The sequence below is a fragment of the Leptolyngbya sp. CCY15150 genome (assembly GCF_016888135.1).
Lineage (GTDB): Bacteria > Cyanobacteriota > Cyanobacteriia > RECH01 > RECH01 > RECH01.
Map to the genome: position 1 here is coordinate 15,702 of NZ_JACSWB010000243.1, position 23,651 is coordinate 39,352.

The 23,651-nt window shown below is 52.1% G+C and carries 20 protein-coding genes and 1 pseudogene; 11 read left to right on the forward strand and 10 right to left on the reverse strand.

The annotated features are described in order from the left end of the window. The first annotated feature begins 441 nt into the window (after nucleotides 1–441). The 3 genes from JUJ53_RS18640 to JUJ53_RS18650 all read left to right on the forward strand — a co-directional run bounded on the left by JUJ53_RS18640 (nucleotide 442) and on the right by JUJ53_RS18650 (nucleotide 4,284). Entirely contained in the window at nucleotides 442–1,071 is a 630-nt protein-coding gene (locus JUJ53_RS18640; protein WP_204153544.1) for a hypothetical protein, read from the forward strand. A 76-nt stretch (nucleotides 1,072–1,147) separates the two neighbouring features. Continuing rightward, complete coding sequence (locus JUJ53_RS18645; protein WP_204153545.1) at nucleotides 1,148–1,960, forward strand: prohibitin family protein; 813 nt, start codon at nucleotides 1,148–1,150, stop codon at nucleotides 1,958–1,960. A gap of 377 nt (nucleotides 1,961–2,337) precedes the next feature. After that, complete coding sequence (locus JUJ53_RS18650) at nucleotides 2,338–4,284, forward strand: primary-amine oxidase (RefSeq protein WP_204153546.1); 1,947 nt, start codon at nucleotides 2,338–2,340, stop codon at nucleotides 4,282–4,284. A 218-nt stretch (nucleotides 4,285–4,502) separates the two neighbouring features. Here JUJ53_RS18650 and JUJ53_RS18655 read toward each other — a convergent pair whose 3' ends face one another. Then, nucleotides 4,503–5,072, reverse strand: a complete 570-nt coding sequence (locus tag JUJ53_RS18655; protein WP_204153547.1) for a peptidoglycan-binding domain-containing protein — start codon at nucleotides 5,070–5,072, stop codon at nucleotides 4,503–4,505. Nucleotides 5,073–5,160: 88 nt separating this feature from the next. Beyond that, nucleotides 5,161–5,775, reverse strand: a complete 615-nt coding sequence (locus tag JUJ53_RS18660; protein ID WP_204153548.1) for a sigma-70 family RNA polymerase sigma factor — start codon at nucleotides 5,773–5,775, stop codon at nucleotides 5,161–5,163. Nucleotides 5,776–6,358: 583 nt separating this feature from the next. Here JUJ53_RS18660 and JUJ53_RS18665 point away from each other — a divergent pair. The 3 genes from JUJ53_RS18665 to JUJ53_RS18675 all read left to right on the forward strand — a co-directional run bounded on the left by JUJ53_RS18665 (nucleotide 6,359) and on the right by JUJ53_RS18675 (nucleotide 9,754). Further along, entirely contained in the window at nucleotides 6,359–7,744 is a 1,386-nt protein-coding gene (locus JUJ53_RS18665; protein ID WP_204153549.1) for a DUF2157 domain-containing protein, read from the forward strand. Between the two features lie 124 nt (nucleotides 7,745–7,868). Further along, on the forward strand, nucleotides 7,869–8,492 hold the full coding sequence (locus tag JUJ53_RS18670; RefSeq protein WP_239125202.1) for a GDYXXLXY domain-containing protein: 624 nt from the start codon (nucleotides 7,869–7,871) through the stop codon (nucleotides 8,490–8,492). 497 nt (nucleotides 8,493–8,989) lie between these two features. Beyond that, nucleotides 8,990–9,754 carry a YdcF family protein gene (locus tag JUJ53_RS18675; protein WP_204153550.1) on the forward strand — a complete coding sequence of 255 codons (765 nt, stop codon included), beginning with the start codon at nucleotides 8,990–8,992 and terminating at the stop codon, nucleotides 9,752–9,754. 210 nt (nucleotides 9,755–9,964) lie between these two features. Here JUJ53_RS18675 and crtL read toward each other — a convergent pair whose 3' ends face one another. Together crtL and JUJ53_RS18685 are read right to left on the reverse strand one after the other, a co-directional pair. Next, nucleotides 9,965–11,209 (reverse strand): lycopene beta cyclase, encoded by a 1,245-nt coding sequence (crtL, locus tag JUJ53_RS18680; RefSeq protein ID WP_343327990.1) that lies wholly within the window; start codon nucleotides 11,207–11,209, stop codon nucleotides 9,965–9,967. Nucleotides 11,210–11,300: 91 nt separating this feature from the next. Further along, the gene (locus JUJ53_RS18685) at nucleotides 11,301–11,996 is read right to left on the reverse strand and encodes a Crp/Fnr family transcriptional regulator (protein ID WP_204153552.1); all 696 of its coding nucleotides are present in this window, start codon (nucleotides 11,994–11,996) and stop codon (nucleotides 11,301–11,303) included. Nucleotides 11,997–12,123: 127 nt separating this feature from the next. Between JUJ53_RS18685 and JUJ53_RS18690 the strand changes: the two are divergent. Next, a pseudogene (locus JUJ53_RS18690) lies at nucleotides 12,124–12,546 on the forward strand (transposase); the annotation flags it as partial. An 18-nt stretch (nucleotides 12,547–12,564) separates the two neighbouring features. Here the strand turns inward: JUJ53_RS18690 and JUJ53_RS18695 are convergent. Further along, nucleotides 12,565–12,966 carry an ACT domain-containing protein gene (locus JUJ53_RS18695; RefSeq protein WP_204153554.1) on the reverse strand — a complete coding sequence of 134 codons (402 nt, stop codon included), beginning with the start codon at nucleotides 12,964–12,966 and terminating at the stop codon, nucleotides 12,565–12,567. 364 nt (nucleotides 12,967–13,330) lie between these two features. Next, on the reverse strand, nucleotides 13,331–14,416 hold the full coding sequence (locus tag JUJ53_RS18700) for an aliphatic amidase (protein WP_204153555.1): 1,086 nt from the start codon (nucleotides 14,414–14,416) through the stop codon (nucleotides 13,331–13,333). A gap of 422 nt (nucleotides 14,417–14,838) precedes the next feature. Between JUJ53_RS18700 and JUJ53_RS18705 the strand changes: the two genes are divergently transcribed. Next, nucleotides 14,839–15,081: a hypothetical protein gene (locus JUJ53_RS18705; protein WP_204153556.1), complete on the forward strand. Its 243-nt coding sequence runs from the start codon at nucleotides 14,839–14,841 to the stop codon at nucleotides 15,079–15,081. A gap of 303 nt (nucleotides 15,082–15,384) precedes the next feature. Here JUJ53_RS18705 and JUJ53_RS18710 read toward each other — a convergent pair whose 3' ends face one another. The 3 genes from JUJ53_RS18710 to JUJ53_RS18720 all read right to left on the reverse strand — a co-directional run bounded on the left by JUJ53_RS18710 (nucleotide 15,385) and on the right by JUJ53_RS18720 (nucleotide 19,099). Continuing rightward, complete coding sequence (locus tag JUJ53_RS18710) at nucleotides 15,385–16,248, reverse strand: universal stress protein (protein WP_204153557.1); 864 nt, start codon at nucleotides 16,246–16,248, stop codon at nucleotides 15,385–15,387. Nucleotides 16,249–16,411: 163 nt separating this feature from the next. Continuing rightward, nucleotides 16,412–17,461, reverse strand: a complete 1,050-nt coding sequence (locus JUJ53_RS18715; RefSeq protein WP_204153558.1) for an N-acetylmuramoyl-L-alanine amidase — start codon at nucleotides 17,459–17,461, stop codon at nucleotides 16,412–16,414. Nucleotides 17,462–17,734: 273 nt separating this feature from the next. After that, the gene (locus JUJ53_RS18720; RefSeq protein ID WP_204153559.1) at nucleotides 17,735–19,099 is read right to left on the reverse strand and encodes a peptidylprolyl isomerase; all 1,365 of its coding nucleotides are present in this window, start codon (nucleotides 19,097–19,099) and stop codon (nucleotides 17,735–17,737) included. Nucleotides 19,100–19,197: 98 nt separating this feature from the next. Between JUJ53_RS18720 and JUJ53_RS18725 the strand changes: the two genes are divergently transcribed. Next, nucleotides 19,198–20,094: an inositol monophosphatase family protein gene (locus JUJ53_RS18725; RefSeq protein WP_204153560.1), complete on the forward strand. Its 897-nt coding sequence runs from the start codon at nucleotides 19,198–19,200 to the stop codon at nucleotides 20,092–20,094. A gap of 114 nt (nucleotides 20,095–20,208) precedes the next feature. Here the strand turns inward: JUJ53_RS18725 and JUJ53_RS18730 are convergent, their stop codons facing one another. Continuing rightward, complete coding sequence (locus JUJ53_RS18730; RefSeq protein ID WP_204153561.1) at nucleotides 20,209–21,129, reverse strand: DMT family transporter; 921 nt, start codon at nucleotides 21,127–21,129, stop codon at nucleotides 20,209–20,211. Between the two features lie 114 nt (nucleotides 21,130–21,243). Between JUJ53_RS18730 and JUJ53_RS18735 the strand changes: the two genes are divergently transcribed. Both JUJ53_RS18735 and JUJ53_RS18740 read left to right on the forward strand, forming a co-directional pair. Beyond that, nucleotides 21,244–21,816 carry a hypothetical protein gene (locus JUJ53_RS18735; RefSeq protein WP_204153562.1) on the forward strand — a complete coding sequence of 191 codons (573 nt, stop codon included), beginning with the start codon at nucleotides 21,244–21,246 and terminating at the stop codon, nucleotides 21,814–21,816. Between the two features lie 1,168 nt (nucleotides 21,817–22,984). Beyond that, nucleotides 22,985–23,647, forward strand: a complete 663-nt coding sequence (locus tag JUJ53_RS18740; RefSeq protein WP_204153563.1) for a FeoA family protein — start codon at nucleotides 22,985–22,987, stop codon at nucleotides 23,645–23,647. Nucleotides 23,648–23,651 lie beyond the last annotated feature (4 nt).

Below are 23,651 nucleotides of genomic sequence, written 5' to 3' on the forward strand. Positions count from 1 at the left end.
GGTATGGCTGATACACACCAATGGGGTCAAATGACGACGGCGAGATTATACAAGTTCCTGCCCTAGGAAGCATAGATGGCAATCTGGATCAGGATATAAGGTTCATGTAATATCAAGTCCGAAGTTCAGTGGTCACCTCATAGATCTACCCGTTCGGCTGAACTCACGCCGCAGCCCCAAACCTCTCACGGAACGCGTAGTTGTCTCTCCCAGATCTGAAAGGGGATTGAGATAAGAGATAGATTCTATGGCTTTTTAACTAAACTTGATATCATTCCCTGATGCAGTAAAACTCATGGCAGCAACTCCTTCATATTCACAGATTCACGGAATTGTAGGCGAGAATTTCACGTGTAATTCAGTCCATTTTTCTGGAATGACAACCAAGTTTTCTGTTGTTGACTAGGCAACTTGTTTGATGTCATGACAGGAGTGAAGTCTATGATCCAATCGACACTGCCAACGTGGGGACGGCTGACGATGCTCGCAGTGTTGGCCCTAGGTCTCTCTTCTCTGTCGGATCTAGGGGCGATCGCTGCTCCCGAGGCTCAGCTAGGTCAGCCAGTAGCGGCTCTGAACCAAGCCATGCTGACGGTAAACGACATGAACATTTTGCGGCAGGCTGAAATTCCCATCGCCTTGCCCACCTACATTCCTGAGGGCTTTCAGGTAGACTATGTAGAAGCCTTTGCCCCCAATCCTAGCGGCCCCGGTGATGGTCATGGTTATCTAATTACCTATCGTCAACCTCAACTGAGCGGTACCGAAGCGGCTTGTTTTGAAATAGAGGCCAGCACTGGGGGATTTGGCGGGCCGGTTCCGGAGCGATCGCAAGCTATTAACCCACCCACCTTTGTCCAAGATGCAAGCCCTCCCAGCTACCAAATCTTTTGGACTGAAACCGGCGATCCAGACGGCCCCTTTCCCGAACCCATCTTGTTTTCTGACTGGATTGAGGGCGACGGCGCATTCTACCGTCTTTCTAGCCGTATGACCATGCGACGCTATTGCAATCTTCTGCGCCCCGAGACCGCCCGGCAAATTTTAGAATCATTTCGCTATGTGGACTGACTAGACCCATGATCAGACGGCGACACGGGTGACACCTTGCGCTACAGTCAAGAAGCGACGAGCGTAGGATAACTCTATGAAAGAACAGCCAAGTGTACAGTCTCTGATTGCCATTGGATTGGTAGGACTGTTGGCCATTTTCAGCCTTAACTCCTTTTTCATCATCAATCCCGGTGAGGCAGGGGTGTTGAGCATTTTAGGAAAAGCGCGGGACGGCGTGTTGCTAGAAGGATTCCACTTCAAGCCACCCATCATCGCCCGTGTGGATGTGTATGATGTCACGGTGCAAAAATTTGAAGTGCCGGCCCAAAGTTCGACCAAAGACTTGCAGCAACTATCGGCAAGTTTTGCGATCAACTTCCGCCTTGATCCAATTGAGGTGGTAAATATCCGTCGTACCCAAGGGACGCTGCAAAATATTGTGGCTAAGATTATTGCACCGCAAACTCAAGAATCTTTCAAGGTGGCAGCGGCTCGACGGACGGTGGAAGAAGCTATTACGAAGCGGGATGAACTTAAGAAAGACTTCGATGAAGCGCTGGGTCAGCGTTTGGTCAAGTACGGCATTATTGTGTTAGACACCAGTGTCGTGGATCTTAATTTCTCAACGGAATTTTCCAAGGCGGTTGAGGAAAAGCAAATAGCTGAACAGCGTGCCCAGCGAGCTGTCTACATTGCTCGGGAGGCAGAGCAGGAAGCAGAAGCCACCATTAACCGCGCTAAAGGACAGGCGGAAGCTCAGCGACTGCTGCGAGAAACCCTCACTGCAGAGCTATTGCAGAAGCAGGCCATTGAAAAATGGGATGGTAAGTTTCCTCAAGTCCTGGGTGGCGATGGTGCCATCCCGTTCATCAACATTGAGCCTCGGGCCCTGCAAACAACCCGTTGAGACTCTTTCTCTCGTTAGATCACACCTGCTTAGAGAGCTATAGGATCGGCTCCTCACGCTAGCCCTCTTCCAACCTTGGATGATCAGCTAATCTTAGCCCTTCTCCCTCCAGGAGAAGGGTTTGGGGTGAGGGTCTTCGGGTTTTGTCCGTCAACCAAGTGCTGATCAGTTGTGATGTGGGTGCGGCTCTATCCTGTTGATGCTTTCAGGTTCTCTCTAGGAGAAATCTAGAGGGTGAACGCTAGGCCTGAAAAGCTCTGTAGTCTTTCACACAGAGTTATACCAGAGGGTAGCTTACAGTGCAGAAGGCGATCGCTGCTTGATAGTTCCAGGCAGGCTGCGATCGCTTTTCCGTATCTACACTTAGCGATCCCACTATGACCACGACTCCTCGTCCCACTCGTTCCATTGCCACAGCCACCCATCCCCTAGATCCCCTCTCGCCCGCAGAACTGCAGGCAGCGATCGCTATCCTGCGTCACCAATCGCCCTTAGGCAGCACCTATCGTTTTGTCAGCGTGGCGCTTCAGGAACCGCCTAAGCTAGAGGTGTTGGCCTTTACCCCAGGGCAAGCGATCGACCGCCAGGCCTTTGCCATAATCTTAGATAATGCTACCGGCTATACCTACGAAGCCGTTGTATCGATCACCCAGGATGAGGTGCTGTCTTGGACGCATATCCCCGATGTACAGCCCTGCATCATGCTGGATGAATTTTTGGCCTGCGAGAATGCGGTCAAAGCATCCCCAGACTTCCGCGCGGCGCTGAAAAAGCGCGGCATTGAGGATATGGATTTGGTGATGGTCGATCCTTGGTCGGCGGGGAACTATGGCATTGAAGAGGAACAAGGTCTACGGCTTTCCCGTGCCTTCTGCTGGGTGCGATCGGAGGCGAACGATAACGGCTATGCGCGCCCCATTGAGGGGGTTGTGCCCATGGTAGACCTCAACAAAATGGAGGTGATCCGGGTAGAAGACTATGGTGTGGTGCCGCTGCCGCCCCATCCAGGTAACTATGCGCGGGAGTATATCCCTAACTTTCGGGATGACTTGAAGCCTTTGGACATTGTGCAACCGGAAGGGCCAAGTTTTACCGTGGATGGCTACCAGGTCTCTTGGCAAAAGTGGCAGTTTCGCATCGGCTTCACGCCTCGGGAAGGATTAGTTCTCTACAATGTTAGCTATGCTGACCAAGGACGGCAGCGATCGATTCTCTACCGCGCGTCCTTGGCGGAAATGGTGGTGCCCTACAATGACCCCAGTACCCCCGCATCCAATCACTATCGCAAGAATGCCTTTGACGTCGGTGAATATGGCGTGGGGATGTTGGCTAACTCCCTGACCTTGGGCTGCGACTGTTTGGGAGTGATCCGCTATTTTGATGCTTATCTGACCAATAGCTCCGGTGATGTCTCGATCATTGAAAACGCCGTCTGTATGCATGAGGAAGATTTTGGCATTCTCTGGAAGCATACGGATTGGCGCACCAATCAAGCTGAGGTAAGGCGATCGCGTCGGTTGGTAGTGTCCTTTATCGCGACGGTCGGCAACTATGAGTATGGATTTTTCTGGTATTTCTACCAGGATGGCAATATCGAGTATGAAGTCAAGCTGACTGGCATTCTCAACACCTCTGCTATTGCACCGGGAGAAGAGCCAGCCTACGGCGCGTTGCTTGCACCCCAGTTAGTTGGCCATGTTCATCAACATTTCTTTAGCCTGCGCTTAGATATGATGGTAGATGGTCTATCGAATACAGTGCGAGAGGTGAATACCGAAGCACTACCCTTGGGCCCAGACAATCCCTATGGCAATGCTTGCCAGGTGACAGCAACGGTACTGAAGACAGAACAAGAGGCCCAGCGCACCATCGATCCCTTTAAAGCACGCTACTGGAAGATTGAAAACCCCCACGTTAGTAATTGGGTAGGTAAACCAGTCGCCTACAAGCTGATGCCTGGAGATACGGTATTGCCCTTTGCTCAGCCAGAATCGAGCGTCATGCAGCGGGCCGGATTCATGGCCAAAACCCTATGGGTGACGCCCTACGATCCGTCAGAGCGCTATTCCGCAGGTATGTATCCTAACCAACATCCTGGGGGAGAAGGGTTGCCGAAGTGGACAGAGGCAAATCGCTCCATTGAAGATACAGATGTTGTGGTGTGGTATACATTTGGTCAACATCATATTCCCCGTCCAGAAGACTGGCCAGTCATGCCGGTATCCTATGCAGGATTTATGCTTAAGCCTCAAGGATTCTTTGATGCAAGCCCTGCCATGGACGTGCCGCCGTCTGCCCCCAAGCATCACTGCTGTCCGGAGTAGGTTAGCGGTAGTGCCCAGTAAGCTAGGCTTCGAGACCGTGACGCGATTGTGAGTCAAGGCGTCCTGTCGTCATCATGACTTAGAATGACCTGTAGGGTCGTGTATAGCACAACCCTACAGGCTCTCAATCTGTTGATCGTTGATCAATGGATCAATGGTTTGATCTACCGCAGCAGAATCCGAGTTCTATGGGCAGGATAACTAGCGACCTTTACGCTTTACATCGGATCATAGCGGGTATAGCAATGATCAGGAAATATGCTAGGGTCATCGCTTAACAACTGATCGAGCTGTTCTAGCGCTTTCTCGGTTTGAGAGCCAAATTGCCCGTCTACCTCTCCAGCATAGATACCTTGGTGTTTTAGATAAGACTGGAGCGTTTGCACAGACTCCTGGGTACAATTTTCCTGTTTTACATAGGACAGAACTTGCTGAATAGAGCAGCGCATCTGGTCAACGGAGTCCTTCAATCCCTTCACTAAGTTTTCCATATCAGAAAAATTCCTCATCTTTCTAAGCAAGGCAGTTTGCTGCTGATCAATAAAAGTACTATCAATGAGATTCAGTTTGTGCGCAACAACATGATCAACTTCATCAATCCAGAAGCTAAGCAGGGTGTCTTGTGTAGCCTCATCAAGAATTGCTTCAAGCCGTTCTGCTTGGGGTTCGGTTAAAACATCTAGCAATGAAAGAGTGAAATATTCGATTACTTTAGAACGAAGATCTAACGATTTTGCTCGGAAGCGTTCTAAGGAATCCGGAAATTGGTTGTCTGTAAGCGTTCCCATTATTCGTGATTCACTCCAATCTAGTACGAACGTCTATGGATAGCAATGTAAATGTAGGTGTTCTACCGTACATTACTCTCGCAATCAGTTATCCCTGAGACTGTTCAAGACGATGAAAAAGCAGGCGAAACTTTTTCTTGGCCCGCGACAGCTTTTTGCGTAAGGCAACATCATTGATAGGTTGACGATACTTGGCGCTCCATTGTTCAGCGATATCCTGCCACGATAACCGATCCAACGTTCTCAAACAAAGCAATTCAAAGGCTTCTGGTTCTTCTCGGGCAAAGATAGCGATCGTTTCCCGTAGATCCTGCAATTCCTCTTGCCAGATGAGTTGTCCCATCGGTTCATCATCGTCGTCACTGACAACATCAGATAGAATAGCTGGATCCGTTGGTATACCTTTTTTAGATCGACTATATTCCCGGATAATGTTGAACGAGGTTTTCTTAAGCCATGCATGGGGGTTTGTAATAGCTTTCCCTGCTTTAAGAGCAGCGACGCCTCGTTGATAGGCTTCATGGAGTACGTCATGGGGTTCCATCCGCCAATGAAGCTGATATTGTCGTAACGCCCGTTTGATAAATGAGAACATAGTGTAAGCATAGGGGTTATTCTTACCTAAAATCTCATCAAGCGCCTTGTCGAGAGTTGTGTTGTCTAACCAGTCGCTAGGTGGTCGAGGGCAAGTTGGATCTGTCATCGGTAGTTCCCACTGATGTGTTGCGACGCAAGAATACTGATACTTGGTAGAGTTAAATCGTTTAGGTGAGGTACCTCCTCCACATGTGATTAGGGTCTCTAAAGTATTAGTGACATCAGGTGAGGGTTTGTGACCGCGTCTTGAAAAAACGGTTGGGACATGCCTTCAATCCCCCGCTTCGCTGCCTCCCTAGCAAGACGTCCACAGACATCTAGGTACTGCCACAGCCTTGAATGCGTAGCGCGCATCTAGTCAGACTGGATAAACAGTTCACGAATCTTCATGGGGGGCGATCGCTCCTTGTCCCTCTTCCACGTCATCGACTACCCACCCAATCTCAAAGGGTGGCTCTGGCAAGTATGCCAGTTTCAGAAATGGCAGGATTTAGGCGGTTAATTGTATCAGTTGATGTTAAAACTTGGATGTCACTTGGAAAAGTGTCATAGGATACGTTTCATACCCATCAATAATAGGGTCACCATGGCATCATCCCTGACAACAGCCCCCAACGGCATGTTAGGGCCGTGATGCAGGTTACGTCGAACCCATCACACTCGCATCTCTTCAAAGGTTGACCCCCATGATGCCAGAAAAGTTTCGTCAACAGTTACGTCAAGAAGCGATCGCTTGGCGTGAGGAAGGTTTGATTCAGCCTTCGCTCTATGATCACCTCAGCGATCGCTACCAGTTTGATCAAATCGACAGCACGGCCCGTAACAAATTCGTCATGATCTTGCTCGGGCTGGGCAGCGTGTTAATTGCCCTCGCCGTGATCACCTTTATTGCCGCCAACTGGCAAGAATGGTCGCGTCTGGCGAAAGTGCTGCTGCTCGTGAGTTTATTCATCGGTATCAACAGCGGCGGCTTTTATCTATGGCGCGGAGCCGGCCAGCGCTGGCAAGCTCGCTTAGGACAGGCGCTATTGCTGTTAGGTGCATTACTGATTGGCCCTAGCCTCGCCCTGTTCTCCCAGATGTTTCACCAAACGGGCAGTGTGCAAATCCTGTTTTTAGTTTGGGGACTGGCTGTGCTGGTCATGGCCTACAGCCTATGCCTGCCGATGCTGGGTATTGTATCCATCATCTTGGTATCGATGGGCTATTTCTGGTACTATCCAGACCCTGGTGTCCATGGTCTATGGTTAAGTCTGTTAGCCTATTTCCCACTGATCGCGATCGCTCTCTTCTTTCCCCTAGCGCGATGGAGTCGATCGGCGTGGCTTTTGAGATTAGTTGTTCTCTTTACGGTGTTCGCTCTGCAGTTTAAATTGCTGCAATTCGTCAACACATTAAATAACTTCAATCATAGCTGGACATTACTAGGGGCGATCGCTGCGAGCTGCCTGATTCCGTTTCTGCTGTGGGGCTCTCGTGCCCTAGGTTCTATCTTCGCAGAAGAAGACGATGTTGCCCTATCAAGTTCCAGGCTAGCCGTTGTTTATGTCAGCTTCTTTAGCTTCCTCTTTTCCTTCAACTACTGGTGGCGAAATCCAGTATCCTTGGCAACGGAAACAGAGACAACCTCTGCAATGGTCAATGGATTGGTGTTAGTTGTTCTTTTCAGTGCTATCGCCCTTGCTTTGTGGTGGCGCTTGGGTACCCTACGCGGTTCAGTGTGGCGACTTACCCTATCCGACACCTCTTTTGCAGCCGTCTTGCTGATCATTGCCGGACTGATTTGGGCTCACTGGACTTTCGGCCCCCTATGGGTGGCAGGAACGCTGATCTTAAACATTCTGCTCACCCTAATAGCGATCGCCTGTATTCAAGAAGCGCTCAGCAGCAGCGATCGTCAAGGTTTTTGGTGGGGACTGCTGGTGCTTGTGGTGCAAATTATGTCCCGCATGTTGGAATACGATACGGGTCTTCTGGCAAAATCCCTAGCTTTCCTGCTTTGCGGCATTGGTGTCATTCTGGCAGGACTATGGTTTGAGCGCTACGTTCGTACCCTGGCCTCCTCTCGCCCCTAAGCCGCTGGTGCTGAACATGAAGACGACATTGGACTTGTGTGAAGAGACCATAAGAGTCCCCCCGTCATCTGCTACGCACCATCCTCCTGATTGTTGTAACCCCTTTTGATGGATTGACAGTCCTATGACCTCCTCTCCTACGTCCCCCATGCCCCGCTGGCGATTTTGGCTGCCCCTGCTGGCCCAACTGACCTTGATCTTGGGACTACCCGCCCAAGCGATGTTGACTTACCTGACCGGCACAACCGTGATTTTACAAACCGCTCCGGTTGATCCCTACGACTTACTGCGCGGCTATTCTCAAACCCTGAACTACAATATTTCCCTGGTTGATACCCTGGATGATCTACCAGGGTGGGAGGCTGTGGAAGAACGCAGCAGCCGTGAAAGTACGGATCAGACTCAAGCTAGCATCCCGGTGTATGTTGTGCTGGAGCAGCCTGATGCTGATCCAACAGCGGAGATTCCCTTAGCTTGGCAACCGGTGGCGATCGCTCCTGATCTACCCCGCAACCTACCAGATACCCAGGTTGTGATTACCGGACAGTTGTACTATCAACAGGTAACCTACGGTTTAGAGCGCTACTACATGCCCGAAGATCAACGGGATACCATCAACACCGAAATCATGGAGCTGAACCAAGAGTTTGGCAATGAGCCGCCCTTTGTGGTGGAAGTACGGGTGCGGGGCAATGGTTATGCGGTGCCCATAAGCCTCTGGGTGGGCGATCGCCAGTATCAATTCTAGACCGGGTGTTGCTGAATGAAGCTATGACATCAGACTGTGAGCAAGATGCTCCCACGACCTTGATTGCGAAGGAATACTAGACCTTATCGGTACTTAGTTGCCCGACATCTACATGGATGTACTAGCCATACGATCGATCGGTTTCGGGCTAAGATTAATTGCTTTTCCTACTTCTGATGAAGTCTCATCAATGGCGACTGTGAGCGTCCCACTCACGGTTGGTTAGCGCCAATCCTATCGCGATTCAGCAACGCTCACTCAAACTTTCTGCAAACGTTGTGGAGGCATCTTGTTATTACCGCTATATTTTTTAGGAGGACGTGGGTAATTTCACCAGCTATTGGGGCACATTAGAAATGAACAAAACCTAGACCATCCAGGATGGTTGAGATAGCTCAATCGTCAGGGCAACCATAGGCTATTGGCATTACACTCCAGCCTAGGAGCTGTACCAATCATTATCTATCTGCTAGTGCCAACATTGGGGAGGCTGGATCATGATCGATCTGATGGACTTTAATGAATGCCCACGACTGGGTAGCTCTTGGACACAGTTTACTCAATCTATTTCGCGGCTTTTACTGACGCCATTGCCCCTGCATGTCAAAGGATTGATTGTACTCATCGCCTGTGCGATCGCCGTTTGGCTAGGGCGGACAATCTATCGTCAGTGGAACAAGCGCCATCATCCCCACTGGAACCCCACCTGGACAAGGGTGACGATTGGTGGGGCGATCGCTTTCTTGGTTTTAGTGTCGCCCCCAAGCCTCAACCTAGCGCTCTGGGGACTGAGCAGCCACATTCCGTCTGACCCAGGCACCCCCGCCGATGCCATTGTGTTTCCAGGACGACCCTATCGCCTAGATGGCGGTGGACGGTTTGCAGCGGCGGCTGAGCTATGGCAAGAAGGACGGGCACCGTTGATTTTCGTCAGCGGTTCCGGCACCACTCCCTTTGACATTCTGGAAGATATGGGGGTGCCTCGGTCGGCCATGAGTGGGGAAGTCTGCTCCCTAACGACCAACGAAAATGCCATCTATAGTGCCTATAGTCTGCTGCCAGAGGGCATCCAGGAGATTGTCTTGATCACCGATCCACCCCACATGTGGCGATCGATCCTCACCTTCCAAAACCAAGGCTTTGAGGTGATCCCCCACATGACCTCCTTGGTGAAGGATCTTGGCTACCGAGAGAAAATTGTGCTGGTGCTGCGGGAATATGGCGGTCTCCTCAGCTATGTTGTGCTGGGACGACTGGAGTAGACGTCTGGATAGGCTATACCAAGTCTTGGATTGCCCGCCACAGTGCCCCTACCCTCAATCCTTCTCCCAGAGGGCTCCTAAGTACAGACAAGTCCAACGTTTGTGACCCTAAGTCCTGAAACCCTTGCCTAGCAGGGTGCCGCTATGCGAAGCCGTAACGCACCGTCTCACGAGGACTGGATGCGTTACGCTGCCGCTTTAGCCTGGAGATCACTGGGCCAGGAGCGATCGCCAGAGCAGTTTGCGATCGCTCCAGCTTGCTTTGAGTAATTCTTGCCGCACATCGTTGGTGGTTTTACCGAACAGAGTGACCATAGCCAGCATCAGCTCCGGCATGGTTAGAGTATCAGCCAAGAAGCCCGACCACTGGGGTTTGGAGAGCTGGAAGAAGGCATGAAAAAAGTCGTTGAGCTGAGGCTCATCAAAGGCCAGCAAATTGCTGAGCCCAAAGCGATACAGATAATATTTCCGCAAGCGCTCCGGCGACCATAGGGCCTGCCAAGCCGCCCGCGCAGTTTGCTGGGGAGAACTGGCACCGTTGAGAGCTTGGGCGATCGCTTCTGCCACGATCGGGCCACGGCGCAGGAGACTGCCCACCATGTAGCCAGATGCTGGATGCACCATGCTAGCCGCGCCGCCAAACCCAACCACGGGTTGATCCAAGAAGGGCATGGGCAAGTTCATGGGAAATAGGCAGCGTTCGGTGTGATGAACCTCGGTGACCGCTACGCCGTAGTGGGCCAACCGTTGATGGAGGCGACGTTCTAGTTCCTCAAAGGCGATCGCGGGACTGTGGGCCAAAGACGTTTCCTCAACAAAATAGACCCCATCACCTAAATCCATGGCATAGAGGAACGTGGGAGGTTGGGCCCGCTCGGCCGCCGTGAGATGATCGGCACGATAGTCCATCAACACAAACTGCTGAGGACGAATAGGGGGTTTGGAGAAGCGGCCGACGATGCCATAGGCTGCTTGATAGGCAACGTTGGCTAAGGGCGGCCGCTGCACCAAGGCAGGGCGATGGCCGCTGGCATCGACGACAATGCGGGCGGTGAGCTGTGTGCCATCTTGGGTGGTGATGCAGGAGACCTCTGATTTATGGTCAATCTGGGCGGCAGTGCCCTGGTGCCAAGTCACAGCGTGGCGATCGCAGCGATCGAGGAAATAGGTCTGGAGCTTCGTTTTATCAATCAGTCCATAGTCACGGTTCAACGCTGTGACCTTTGACCCTGTATAAACCACGCAGTCATGCCAGCGATGGCCCAACATATCAGCCAGCAACAGCGACTCTAGTTCATCGCACCAAATGCCGTAGGTGTTGGGCCAAGCAGCGGTCGGCTCAGCCATGGTCAGCCCAATCACCCGCAAGCCCCGACTCCCCAGCTCGGCAGCCATGGATAATCCGGCAGGCCCAGCCCCTATCACTACGGCATCTGCTACGTCACGATGTTCCACAGGCTCACCCATACTTGTCTTTATTACTCACCTCCTTTAGTCTACCGGTCGCGCCGTCAGGATATCTAGCGATCGCCCCTGGAACGGTTAGCTACTCGGCCGCCGCCAGCATTTCATCTAAACGCTGCCAGTCCTGCACCCAAATCCGTCCACCCCGTTGATAGGTGACCACAGGATGCAGTTGCTTAAAGAGGCGCACACATTCTTCATAGGTGATACCAATGCTGCGGGCAATTTGGTAGTGGGGCAGAGGCGATCGCAGTTCTTCTCCCTCCGCTAGGGTGACCGTGCCATAGTGGTCGGCGGCGTATTGCAGATAATGGACAAGCCGCACCATAGCTCGTTCCGACACCAGCCCATGGACGGTATCGTGGAGCTGCTGTAGGCGATGGTTGAACATCATCAGCATGGTCAGCGGCACGTCTGGATGCTGGCGAAATAGGGTCAGCAGTGCCTGGCGATCGATGGTGATCACCTGGGCCTCAGCGATCGCAGTGACGGTAGCGGGTGCAACCTGATCGCCAAACAGGGCCGGCGCAGCAAAGATATCGCCGGGGGCCAGGGTGCGTAAAATGGTCTCCTTGCCGCTGCTGGCCAGCTTCGCCACCCGCAGGTGGCCAACGCTGAGACTATAAAGCTGGGAGGGGAGGCGATCGCCCTCTTGTAACACCACCTCCCCCGCCTGGTAGGACAGAAGGCGGGTATGGGGTTGGAGATCGGCTAACTCATCCGTGTCAAGGTTGTGGAAGAGGGGGAGCTGGACAAGCTGATGTAAGGAAACGACCATGGGCAATTGGGGCTCTACACCATCATTCAACGCCCATTTGACCGTTGACCGCAAGGTTTGGCGTCTAAGCCTGCCCTTCATGCGGACGGCGTGGTAGCGAGCAGCCTGGAATAGAGTCTATGACGTTAAGCCATATTACCGAGGTGCGAACGTGAGTGTGGTTGGGGGCATCAGCATCAAGAAGGTGTTGGCCATCATGACGCTCGACGGTTCCATGGATGGCAATGCGTTCAAGGTTTTTATTAAGCGTTTTCTATTGCCACAGTTATGGGTTGGTGCCGTTGTGGTGATAGATAATTTGCCAGCCCATAACGTTGAAGAGGTCGAGTCATTAATTAAGTCGGTTGGTGCAAGTGTTCTGTATTTATCCTCATATTCTCCAGAAGTTAATCCCATTGAACATTGGTGGTCACACTTGAAAGCGTTCTTGAGACTATTTTCTCCAGCTACGGTATCGGGTGTGGATAGGTTGATTAAAATAGCCCTGCAACTCATGAATCCTGAACACCTCAAACATTGGTTTACACATTGCTGCTACTGCACTTCATAAACTTCGAATCCGCCCCTACTAACCGGACTGTGCCAAGACATGAAGGCAGTCCAGCACCGCATCGGCTTTTGCTGCCGAGACAAACAGATGATCGTGATAATAGGCCGACACAGGATTAACGCTGATGCCTTCACGGGCTAGGGCTTGGGTGACGGCTGCTAGAAAGCCCACGGCGTCGAGGCTAGAGTGAACAGAGAGGGTGATCATGGAGAAAATGGTGCCATAGGGCAGGCGATGGGCATCGGCGCTAGGGCGAGGCAGGATGAGCGTCAGCCCCTCAGCTTCCTGGAACAGGCCGAGGGGGTTAAAGGCAATGCATTGGGCCATCGGTATCTGAACGGTACAAAAGACATACTCTCCCTCCTGTTTGACAGGTGTCATGGAGGTGAGTAGGGTCGCGAGATCGGTTTCGCCAGACATGGGTGAACGAATAGAGATAGGGTAAACGGTGCTCTAGGCTTCTTTCAATCTTAGAATATCTAATGATCTTAGCTTTTTTCTCTTTGGGATAGGGATTTGGGGCTTCGGCGTGATCTCATATTAAATCCGTTTAGACCCACGATTTATTTAAAACAGCGGCAGCACCCAGATGTTGGTAGCCCACTTGTCCAAGGAACGGCGAAGTAGGGGATCGAGCGCAGGATGTCTCGGCGATGAACCTTCAAGCAGACTTGATAGGAGTATAGCCAGATCCTGATTTAATCTGAGCATAAAAAACCGTAGCCAAAATTTTTGACTACGGCATGAGGTAACGTGTTGGATCGTCAGGATTCTGATGGCTAAACTAGCCGTTGGTGGAAACTGATACAGGGGATGATTGAGCCTTTTGAGCAGGAACCGGCACGGTCTTAGTTGGTAGCCCTTCAATAGGACATTCCTCCGTGCCCACGGTTGGGCGAGTCAGTGCCTCTACGTTTTCCTTCACCTTCTTCGGATCAAGAACCCAGTCACGGTAGAACTGGTAGGGACATTCCGCCATGCCCTCGCTACCGTCTCCGGAGTTGATCATGCCAGTGTAGCCACGGTGTAGCAACTTGAAGAGGTGGTTCTGAGACTGAGAGTTCTTACGGAAGTCGCGAATGGCAAACTTCGACAGCGCCGCATACTGAATGCCGTTTTCTTCCTCACCACATTCACCCAAGGTGCGGCCATCAAAGCCAACGACAGCGGAATGGCCAAAGTAGCTATAGACGCCGTCAAAACCTGCAGCATTGGCAACAGCAACGTAGACATTATTCATCCAGGCCATGGCCTTGGATACCATCACCTGCTGATCCTTAGCTGGATACATATAGCCTTGGCAACGGATAATCAGTTCTGCACCCTTCATGGTACAGTCGCGCCAGATTTCCGGATAGTTGCCGTCATCACAAATGATCAAGCTAATTTTCAGACCCTTCGGCCCATCCGAAACATAGGTGCAATTACCTGGATACCAACCTTCAATAGGCGTCCAAGGCATGATCTTGCGATACTTTTGAACAATCTCACCCTGATCGTTCATCAATATCAAGGTGTTGTAGGGTACCTTGTTAGGATGATCCTCATGGCGCTCGCCCGTGAGGGAGAAGACGCCCCATACTTTATTGCGAATACAGGCTTCTGCGAAAATATCTGTTTCTGGCCCAGGAATGGATGCCGCATTCTCCATCATTTCCTTGGGATCATACATGATGCCGTGGGTGGAGTATTCTGGAAAGATCACCAGATCCATACCGGGCAACCCCAACTTCATCCCATCAATCATGGATGCAATGTTCTTGCAGTTGGCAAGGATCTCATCTTTGGTATGCAGCCGTGGCATTTTGTAATTGACAACTGCGACACCAACTGCATCATCGCTGGAAGAAATATCGCCGTGGTAAGACATGTTAGGCTCCAGTTAATGTTTCTTGCATGTACGAGCAACACATGTGAGGGCAGCACTCCTCAAATGTCGCTATTGGGCAAAACTTACTTGCACCTAGCTATGGAGAGCAACGCCTACATCTAAGACGTTCAACGGCTTATGTTCGCATAGCAGGTGGCTTACTTTCTCAGAGAATGACAGAGTTACTAGAGCTATTGTAGGGAACATCCAAGGTAGAATTTGTATCTAGTTTTACACAAAATAGTTAAGTGCCTAACCATTTTGCGTGGTGCCCCTCCGAACATCCTGGATGATGGCCTGGCTCTGCCTCAGAGATTCAGGAGTTGCGCAAGCCTCTGGCTGACCGCACAGCAATGCTCCCAGCAGCGCTCCTGTGCCCAGACCTTAGTTGTCGAGAAGAGTCGCAGGAGCGACCAAGACAGGTGTCAACGCGGGAGCACTGGCACCATCAGCAACTCAAGCAGTTGACCGGGGTAGAAGCCTGTCAGTGCCGCAAAGCACGGATTCAGCGCAATCCCATTGCTTGTGCGCTGCTCGTCTGGACACGATTGAAGACGATGGCTTACCAACGTGGGCAAACGATTTATCAAATCAAGCATGGTCTGTTGTCCAACAACTTGATAGCGCAACTCAAGCAACCGGCGATCTCAATGCTTCTTGCGTAAGTCCTGCCTTCATTCAGCATCGCCCGAGATGTGCGTTACAGCTACGCCTAACGGTACGGTTTGATCTGAGCGATCGCAACCCATCTCCTATGCTTCGAGCAGATCAGCATGGCCAAGACTATGCCAGTCAAACTCGCGCTAGAGACATATATCTTATCCATCTCAACGATTCATCCCTAGCCAAGGCTAGTGAGATGAGCCGGCCCATGGACATGCATTCTCAGCAACAACTTCTCAGCAACTATTGATAACCTATCAGGGTTGTAGCACCATGCAGATCAACCCAGGGATCTAGATAGCTGCCTAGCGGAAAACAAGTACCGGAATCATGGTGCTACGGAGAATTTGGCTGGTCGTACTGCCAAGGACGAGGTAACGAATGCGGCTATGGCCATAGGCTCCCATGAGCAAGAGATTGATGTGATGCTCGGTGACGTAGTTGGCGATCGCTGTTTCTGAATCTCCCTGAAGAACCTGGCTAATGGGTGTAAAGCCGGCTGGCCGCACTAGGTCTTCTGCCTCTTTGATCTGAGCGATCGCAGCGTCATGGTCAGCAGCGTTGGCAACGGTGAGCAGATGAAGCTCTAATCCTTGAAATAGCGTTGATCGGGCTAGAAACTCCAGAATTTTTTGACAGCTCTTGCTACCATCATAGGCAAGCAAGAGGCGTTCGATGGGCTGGAACGCTTGCGGGGTAACCAGACAAGGCTTATGGCTTGATCGCAGAATGCGTTCTACGTTGGCCCCCAAATGTCCGGTGGCAAACTGGGCTGTTTCGCCACGCTTACCCAGCATCACCAGGTCTGCCTGATCTTCAAATTCATGGAAGCAGTCCACCAAAAACCCTGTTTCGTGGAGAAGCTGCACCTGCTCGGCACCCAGCTCCTTCAGGCGGGCTTCGGCCGTTTGCAGCACTAGCTTCGCCCGTTGGTGGTTCAACTTCGCCCGTTGATGCTCCAATTCCACAAGCTGACTGAGCAAAACCTCTGAGGCATCAATGCCAATGCTGCCACTCAGATTACCGCTGGCGATCGCTTGCTGCGAGCGAATATCCGTGACAAACAGAACATCAATCGCGGCGGGCAGTCGGCTAGCAAACCAGGCTCCGTAGGGGTAACTATTTTCCGCAAAGGGTGATCCATCGGTACATAGCAAGATTTTTTTCATAGGAACCAAGGCTCCTGAGGGGCGATGGGGGACATGTCGATCATGATGTTTTCCTGTCAGGGCGATGAGGAGTGTTGGACGAGAACCGACCCCTCTCGCCGATCATGACATGAAGGCCACCGCCCTACAAGCCAGTAACCCTTCCTGGGTTGATAAGCCTCAGCTATGGATTCGCCTGAGCATAGTCCAAAATACCGCGGGCGATCGCGTAGGCAATCAGTTCGCGAAACTCTGGATCAGCTAACAGGGCGGCATCTTCTGCCCCCGTGACAAATCCCATTTCCACCAGCGCCGAGGGCATGGATGTATTGACCAAGACATAAAACCGCGCCGACTTAGCGCCGCGATCGCGCATCCCTGTTGCTTGCAGCAGACTGCGCTGAATAGCTTCGGCCACCTGGCGATCGCTAGAGGAATAGTAGTAGGTTTCCACACCATTCACGTCTGGGCGACTCATGCTAATGGCATTGGCATGGAGGCTAATAAACATATCAGCCCCATAACGCTCGGCAGTTTGCACCCTGGGAGCTAGATCGAGGGTGCGATCATCTTGTCGGGTGAGCACCACCTGAGCCCCCTGCTGTTCGAGCAAGGTGGCGACCCGTTGGGCAACGGGGAAGACTATATCTTTTTCCCGCAGACCGCTAATTCCCACAGCTCCAGGATCAGAACCGCCATGACCGGGGTCAATCACAATCAGCGGACGTAGGTGGGCCACATTAGGCAGGGTGATGTCGGCAATTCGGGCAGCGATCGCCTCGGAGGTGATGGGCGTTGACGTAGATGTCCCTCCCAGCGGTACCGCCAATCGTTGGCCATCCAATTGGCGAATGGTGCCAACCTGCACTCTGGCCACCAATTCAAGCTGCACCACAACCGTGGTGGCGTCAGCTTGCTCCACCCGCATCGATACGAGACCCGGATGGTCTGTGAGGTCGGGCAGCATCACCTGCGGGGCCAGTTGGGTATTCGACAGTTCAATCCGATGGCTGGTAACCCGCTGTTGCCAACCACTATTCACCTGCCCCACAGCCCGATCGGTGCGAAGAATCAGTTGACTACCATCCTCTGACAGCTCAATGGCTTGTAGGGTGGCGATCTGGGAGGAAAATAAACCTTGGCTAATTTGATGGGGCTGAGAGGTTAACGGTGAGCCGGATGCGGCATCGAGGGTGGACAAGTCCGATGCGGTTGCTAGGGTTGGTAAGGCCATCAATGCCCCACAACACCCTAGCCACATTGATAAAAAACGATAGGTCTTCAAGCAAACTCTCCTGGTGTGTAAGGAGACAGGCAGCGATCGCACCACTCACCTGTCTAAAGCTTTCCATGATTTACACCGCCTGATCTCGTCCTGCCGGACAGGGGAGAACCTGTTGGGCAGGGGCAGTGTATCAATACAGGTGAAAGCAACGCGGTCGTTGAGATGAAATTAAATTGGGGGCCGTACAGGAACACAGGTGAAAGCAATGGTAACAGCAGTCATCTAGACAAAACTCGATGGGGTGATGCGAGAGGCCTGGACATCGTTCAAGACCAGCAATGTCGTATTACCGGCTTGAATGAGCGTGTTGTCTTGTCGTTGACGAAAGGTCAGTTGACCGACGGTGAGCGATCCGGTGAGCTGAATGCGATCTTGGCGGGGGTTGAAATCGGTGACGATGTCGGTGCCGTCCCTTGGGCCAATCACTAGGATATCGCGTCCTAACCCCGTGGTGATGCGATCGCTTCCCCGGCCACCGATGAGTTGATCATTCCCAGCACCGCCGTCTAGCCCATCATTCCCGGCACTGCCGTCCAAGCGATCATTGCCGGGGCCTCCCAACAGCAGGTCATTGCCAGCATCGCCTAAGAGCCGATCATTGCCCTGGAAACCCAGAAGGCGATCGTTGCCCCCCAAACCCCGCAAAACATCATCTCGCCGGGTGCCCCGCAGAACGTCGTCGCCCTGGGTCGGCGGATTGGGATCGGTGACCGTGACCACAAAGCTTTCCTCCACGCTGACGCCCAGCAGGTTGGTAGCCCGCACGGTAATCTCGGCAGTACCGGTGCGGATGGCGCTATAGTCCAGCACTAAACGATTCTGACGAATGGAGGCATTGACCAGGCGGCTATTGGAATTGCTGACCACCGAAAAGGTGAGTTCATCCCGCTGGGCGATGGTAATGCGGCGATAGCGCACAAAATTTTCATCACCCGTCACCTCCGGTACCAGGGGATTATCGACGCTCAGGGGCAAGCTGTTGAGCACTCCATTGTCGATATTGAAGCGAGGCAGGGCAGCGATCGCGTCTACAACAGCCAAATCACGATTGGAGCGCAGTTGCCCAAAGACCGTAAAGCCACCATTTTGAGCATCTAGATTGGTCGAATTGTCGTTCAGGTTAAAAAACCATTGGCTGGTGGCGCTATTGGGATTGCCATCGACCTTAGCCATGGCGATGGTGCCCCGTAAGTTGGAGCGATCGCTGCTGAACTCATTGACGACCGGCGGATTGGTGGGAATAGTGGCAATCGGGATGGAGGAGACCGGTGCAGAAAAATCATCCACCGTAAAACCACCCCCCTGCACAATGAAGCCAGGCACCGATCGATGGATAATCGAATTAACATAGGCACCGTTGTTCACATAGGCCTGAAAGTTTTGCACCGTTTGCACAGCTCCGCCCCCGGCTTGGTCAAACAAGACCACCTCCGCCACACCCCCCCCTAGGGATGTGTCATACAACACAAAGCGAGCTACCAATCCCGTTGTCAGCGGATCATCGAAATTATTGCCGAGATTAATCAAGCGGTCGGGGGCATTTTTGTCCGCATTAATATCCCTTAACGGAGTTACCGTAATCGCCACAGGCATACCTCTCGCAACTGTTGCACAACACCATGCTCATGGATAATTTAACCTAGTTCTGCCACAATCGATCGCAACAACTCCAGGATTCTACTGATATGCCAGCCACACCTAGTCCCCGTACTATCCTCGAAACCCTGCTGCCCCATCTGCGGGTGGCCGCCCGCTATGCCCAGCAGATCCAAACCAGCATCGTGGCCCTACCCGACAAGGGCGATGCCAGCAATGCCTTTGCCGCAGCCCTCACGGCGGCAGATCTATCGGTGCAAACAGCAGTGGAGGTGGCGCTCTTGGGTACTTTTCCCCATCTGCATTTCTATGGCGAAGAGTATGAAAAATCCTTCAATACCGGCTATGTGCGATCGCAAGACCTGAGCCCGCCGGGCAATTATTTGGTGACCCTCGACCCCATTGACGGCACCCGCTTCTACGTGGATGGCCATGACAACTACCAGATTCTGCTGGGCGTCTTGGGCTGGGAAGAATTTGAGGCCGTATTGGCGATTACCCCCGCCCAAAACCGTTACGCCTACGCGCTGCGGGGCCAGGGGCTGGCTCAGGGAGCCCTGCATGAGGATCTGGATGCCTGCACTCCGGTGCATATCGAACAGCCACAGGCCGCTATCCTCCTGGGCTCGGGCATGGCCAAGGTCAAGCCTTTTTTGCCCGACACCTATGAGGCGATCGCTGTGGAAACTGATTATGACCAAGTGCGGAGGATTCCCAATGTTAACGGCGTCTTGACAGGGGAGTTAGCCGGAGCCGTGCTGCGGGGCGGTAAGTTCATTGACGGTGCAGCGATCGCCTTCTTAGCCACCGAGATGGGCTATGTGGTCACCACCCACCAGGGTGAACCGCTACCCCCGCTCCACGCCTGTTCCGACTACGCTCGACCAGGGCTGATCATTGCCGCCTCTGCCAAGATTCACCAGGATCTGCTCCAGGCCGTCCAAGCAGCGATCGCCCGCGACGCCACCGAGTCCTCTGAGGCGTAAGGAACCCGCTTATTGGCTGAGGCAGGCAACCTCGGGCGTCCTAGACTTCCTTTTCGTTCTTCCTTTTCGTTCTTCCTTTTCATTCTTCTGTCTTCGTTCTTCTGTCCTGCGGTACTAAGATCTACGGTTGGTGAAAAAGACGCCCGTAACGACCAACAGTCCTCCCAGAGCCAACGATGGCGTAAACGGCTCCTGCAAAATCACAAGACCGGCAATCACCGCCACCACCGGCACCAGCGTGATAAACACCGATGCCCGGGCCGGGCCAATGGCCTGCAGACCCTCGTAGTACCAATAAAATCCAACCACCGTCCCGAGGGCTGCCAGGTACAAAATGCCTAGCCAAGCAGCGGGAGCCACATCCCCCCAGTCGGTGAGCAAGCCATCTTGAATCGCCGGGATGATAAACAGCGGTGTACCGATCAGACAAGCATAGGTGGTGGCGGTTAGGGGTGATAGATCCGCCATCACCCACTTGCCCACCAGGGTATAGATCACCCAGCAGATCACACAGCCCACTAAAAAGAGATCGCCTAGGGTAATGCCCTGAGACAACAATGCCCAAGGCTGTCCGTTACTAATCACCAGCGTAGCTCCCAGCAACGCCGCCGCAATGCCCACCAGCCGGGATGGCGTTAGGCGATCGCCAAAGACTAGTGCTGCACCTAGAGCAATCACACTGGGATTGGTGGTAATAATCAACGAGGCCCGGCTAGCGGGCACGGTTTGCAGCCCCAAAAAGAAAAAGATGTTGTAGGCAAAAATGCCGCTCAACCCCAGCAGCGTCAGGGGTAAAATATGTCGCCGCTGTAGGGGCGGCAGTCCACCTTCCCGATAGAGCATCCAAGCCACAAGGATCACCGTAGCCACAGCATAGCGATAAAAGGCCGCACAGATTGGCCCCATACTTTGCACGGCAATGCGTCCAGCAATAAAAGTGCCGCCCCAGATCAGGGTCATGCCCACTAATTTGAGATAGATCCAGAGGAGCGATCGCCCCTGGGGAGGAGAACTAGAGAGATTGGGCAGGGTCATGAATGCCTTGGACAACGGTGAACAGTATACACAGAGTCGTGACGATAGAATAGCGATCGCCCGCGTTGTCTACATCCTCCACTGGTATGAACCTATCGTTATGAGTCTATTGTTATGAATACACCGGCCCACATCGCCCTCAACCTACTTTGTATTGGGCGGAAAGATAGTCCTTCTGTTCTACTGCCTGTAGCTCTGGGCGCGCTGCTGCCTGATGTTCCTATCTTTATATTCTATGGCGTCGAGAAATTGGTCTTCGGCGTTCCCGAGTCGGTCATCTGGAGCCAAAGCTACTATCAGCCCGGCTGGCAAACCGTGATTGCCCTCTCCCACTCCCTACCGCTGATGCTCTTGGGGCTCGGTCTATCCCTCTGGAGGCGATCGCACCTTGGCCTCCTCTTATTCAGCAGCATGATGCTGCATGTCGCCGGGGATCTCCCCCTCCACCATGACGACGCCCATCGACACTTTTTTCCACTCTCCAACTGGCGATTTATGAGTCCTGTTTCCTACTGGGATCCTCGCTATTACGGAGATATTTTCGGAGTTATTGAAGCGATCGCTGTCCTCGTCAGTTGTGGATGGTTATGGCGGATCTATCAATCTAAGCTCAGTCGAGCAGGCGTACTCTTAATTGGCGGCATTTATATAGCCTATCTTATTTATGTAGTTCTGGTGTGGGTTTAAGATTATTTGTTTTGGTTCATGATGAAATATTCTGACGGACTCTCGTCATGACAGCTAACCACATCTGACGATAGCACCAGGGGTAGACCCTGATTGGTAGACCCTGATTGACAGGGCAAACTCCTGCGATCTTGATTCTCTCGTAGGTTAGGTTAGCGTCAGCGTAACCCAACGGAATCTAAGCTGGTACTGGGTTTTACGTTGCTCAACCTAGTCTAGACAAAAAGATTTGCCAGTCAATCAGAGAGTAGACCTCCTTGGTTGCGAACGTGATGTTGCGGGAGCAATATTGCGAGAGTGGCAGGCGAAAGATTATGTCAACTCTAGTTAGCCCCACGATTCCTTTAAGACTGTGCCGTACCCAGATATCTGTAGCTCCCTTGCCAAAGAGGGCGGTGAAGCAAGGGATTGAAGGCAGGATATCTCAGGCATGGCTATTCCATCGGATGTGACATGCGTAGGGGTCACGCCGTGACTTCGCAACACCTTAAAGGTTTATAAAGCTCTAGACAAGTCCTAGAGTTTAATGGTATCTATTGAGAATAATTTTCAATCAAGAGCGTTGTTCTTGCTTAATCCAAGTCGTCTAAATCCACCTTAGCCAGGAACTCTTCATGCTTCTGTCCCATGGTTGACACTATGTAGTTCTTCTCATGAATCCACCACAGCTTTGTAGTATGCGCCATTATTGTTGCCTAAGGTTTAGATCCTTGGCCAGCAAGACTTAGTGTTGATCGATGCAGGACCTGGGTTTGCTGAAAAGTAGTATGACGCCGCGAACATTTGCAGAAGGTCTTAGACTCTCTAGTTCGAGGTTCACACCCTAATTCAGCAATACCCAGGCATCAACCAAATGTTTCATCATTCACCCCAGAGATATGCCTGTCCTACATCAATGGATCAGCTTCATCAGCAAATTTACCCTCTTATTGACAAACAACTCACATCAAATTCGGTTGAATAGCTATCACGGGGATATCCTGTCTTGGATCTTCCGCTGCGTTGTCTCCTGATCCAGGAAGCTATCAATACCCGGCGACTATCAATATCTCATATGAAACGTCTGTCTAGCCGGATTTGACATCAGTTAAACCTATCCATCGTCGAAAGATTGACCTTTCAAGATTCATGATGGCACTCACCTTATTTTTAGCGCTAGGAGTCTGTTATGCATAGCGGAGATGATTTAGTCCATCATTGGCTACAAGATGTTCATCCCTCAGATTGGGAGAGATTTACCTATGTCAGCGATCGCCCTCCTTCCTCTTCACCCGAGAGTGATTCCCTAGATCAGTCCTCCAACCCCTATGTTTTGTCAAACATGGAGGTTGGCGATCGCGTTCAGATTATTGGACTAAACTGCGGAGACGCCACTGCACGCCTACGAGGCATGGGATTTATGCCCGGGGTGGCGTTAGAGATTGTCAGCGTACTCTCTAGTGGCTCGGTAATCGTTCGCTTAGGTCAGCAAAGTATCGGGCTCAATGCACTGATGGCAGGTCAAGTTCAAGTACAGCCTATGGCAGACGGATACGATGCAACCTTAGAAACCTATCAACAGACACCCATTAGGATGAACGATATTAAGCCTGGAAACAGCGCTAGCCTGCTAGAATCCAGAATTGGCGATCGCTTTCGGGTCATTGGTTACACCGCAGCAGCCCGCACCTATAAACGTAAACTCCTCGCCATGGGCTTAACGCCTGGTACAGAGTTCATCGTCACCCGCCATGCTCCTCTTGGTGATCCTACAGAGATTGAGGTAAGACATTTCCATCTAAGTTTACGTAAAGCAGAAGCAGAAGCATTACATATCGAACGTATTGATTAGGGAG

Bases quoted from the DNA above. Each gene is read 5' to 3' on its own strand.
- JUJ53_RS18640 (WP_204153544.1), top strand. From the start codon at position 442: ATGATCCAATCGACACTGCCAACGTGGGGACGGCTGACGATGCTCGCA.
- JUJ53_RS18645 (WP_204153545.1), top strand. From the start codon at position 1,148: ATGAAAGAACAGCCAAGTGTACAGTCTCTGATTGCCATTGGATTGGTA.
- JUJ53_RS18650 (WP_204153546.1), top strand. From the start codon at position 2,338: ATGACCACGACTCCTCGTCCCACTCGTTCCATTGCCACAGCCACCCAT.
- JUJ53_RS18655 (WP_204153547.1), bottom strand. From the start codon at position 5,072: ATGGGAACGCTTACAGACAACCAATTTCCGGATTCCTTAGAACGCTTC.
- JUJ53_RS18660 (WP_204153548.1), bottom strand. From the start codon at position 5,775: ATGACAGATCCAACTTGCCCTCGACCACCTAGCGACTGGTTAGACAAC.
- JUJ53_RS18665 (WP_204153549.1), top strand. From the start codon at position 6,359: ATGCCAGAAAAGTTTCGTCAACAGTTACGTCAAGAAGCGATCGCTTGG.
- JUJ53_RS18670 (WP_239125202.1), top strand. From the start codon at position 7,869: ATGACCTCCTCTCCTACGTCCCCCATGCCCCGCTGGCGATTTTGGCTG.
- JUJ53_RS18675 (WP_204153550.1), top strand. From the start codon at position 8,990: ATGATCGATCTGATGGACTTTAATGAATGCCCACGACTGGGTAGCTCT.
- JUJ53_RS18685 (WP_204153552.1), bottom strand. From the start codon at position 11,996: ATGGTCGTTTCCTTACATCAGCTTGTCCAGCTCCCCCTCTTCCACAAC.
- JUJ53_RS18695 (WP_204153554.1), bottom strand. From the start codon at position 12,966: ATGTCTGGCGAAACCGATCTCGCGACCCTACTCACCTCCATGACACCT.
- JUJ53_RS18700 (WP_204153555.1), bottom strand. From the start codon at position 14,416: ATGTCTTACCACGGCGATATTTCTTCCAGCGATGATGCAGTTGGTGTC.
- JUJ53_RS18710 (WP_204153557.1), bottom strand. From the start codon at position 16,248: ATGAAAAAAATCTTGCTATGTACCGATGGATCACCCTTTGCGGAAAAT.
- JUJ53_RS18715 (WP_204153558.1), bottom strand. From the start codon at position 17,461: ATGGCCTTACCAACCCTAGCAACCGCATCGGACTTGTCCACCCTCGAT.
- JUJ53_RS18725 (WP_204153560.1), top strand. From the start codon at position 19,198: ATGCCAGCCACACCTAGTCCCCGTACTATCCTCGAAACCCTGCTGCCC.
- JUJ53_RS18730 (WP_204153561.1), bottom strand. From the start codon at position 21,129: ATGACCCTGCCCAATCTCTCTAGTTCTCCTCCCCAGGGGCGATCGCTC.
- JUJ53_RS18735 (WP_204153562.1), top strand. From the start codon at position 21,244: ATGAATACACCGGCCCACATCGCCCTCAACCTACTTTGTATTGGGCGG.
- JUJ53_RS18740 (WP_204153563.1), top strand. From the start codon at position 22,985: ATGCATAGCGGAGATGATTTAGTCCATCATTGGCTACAAGATGTTCAT.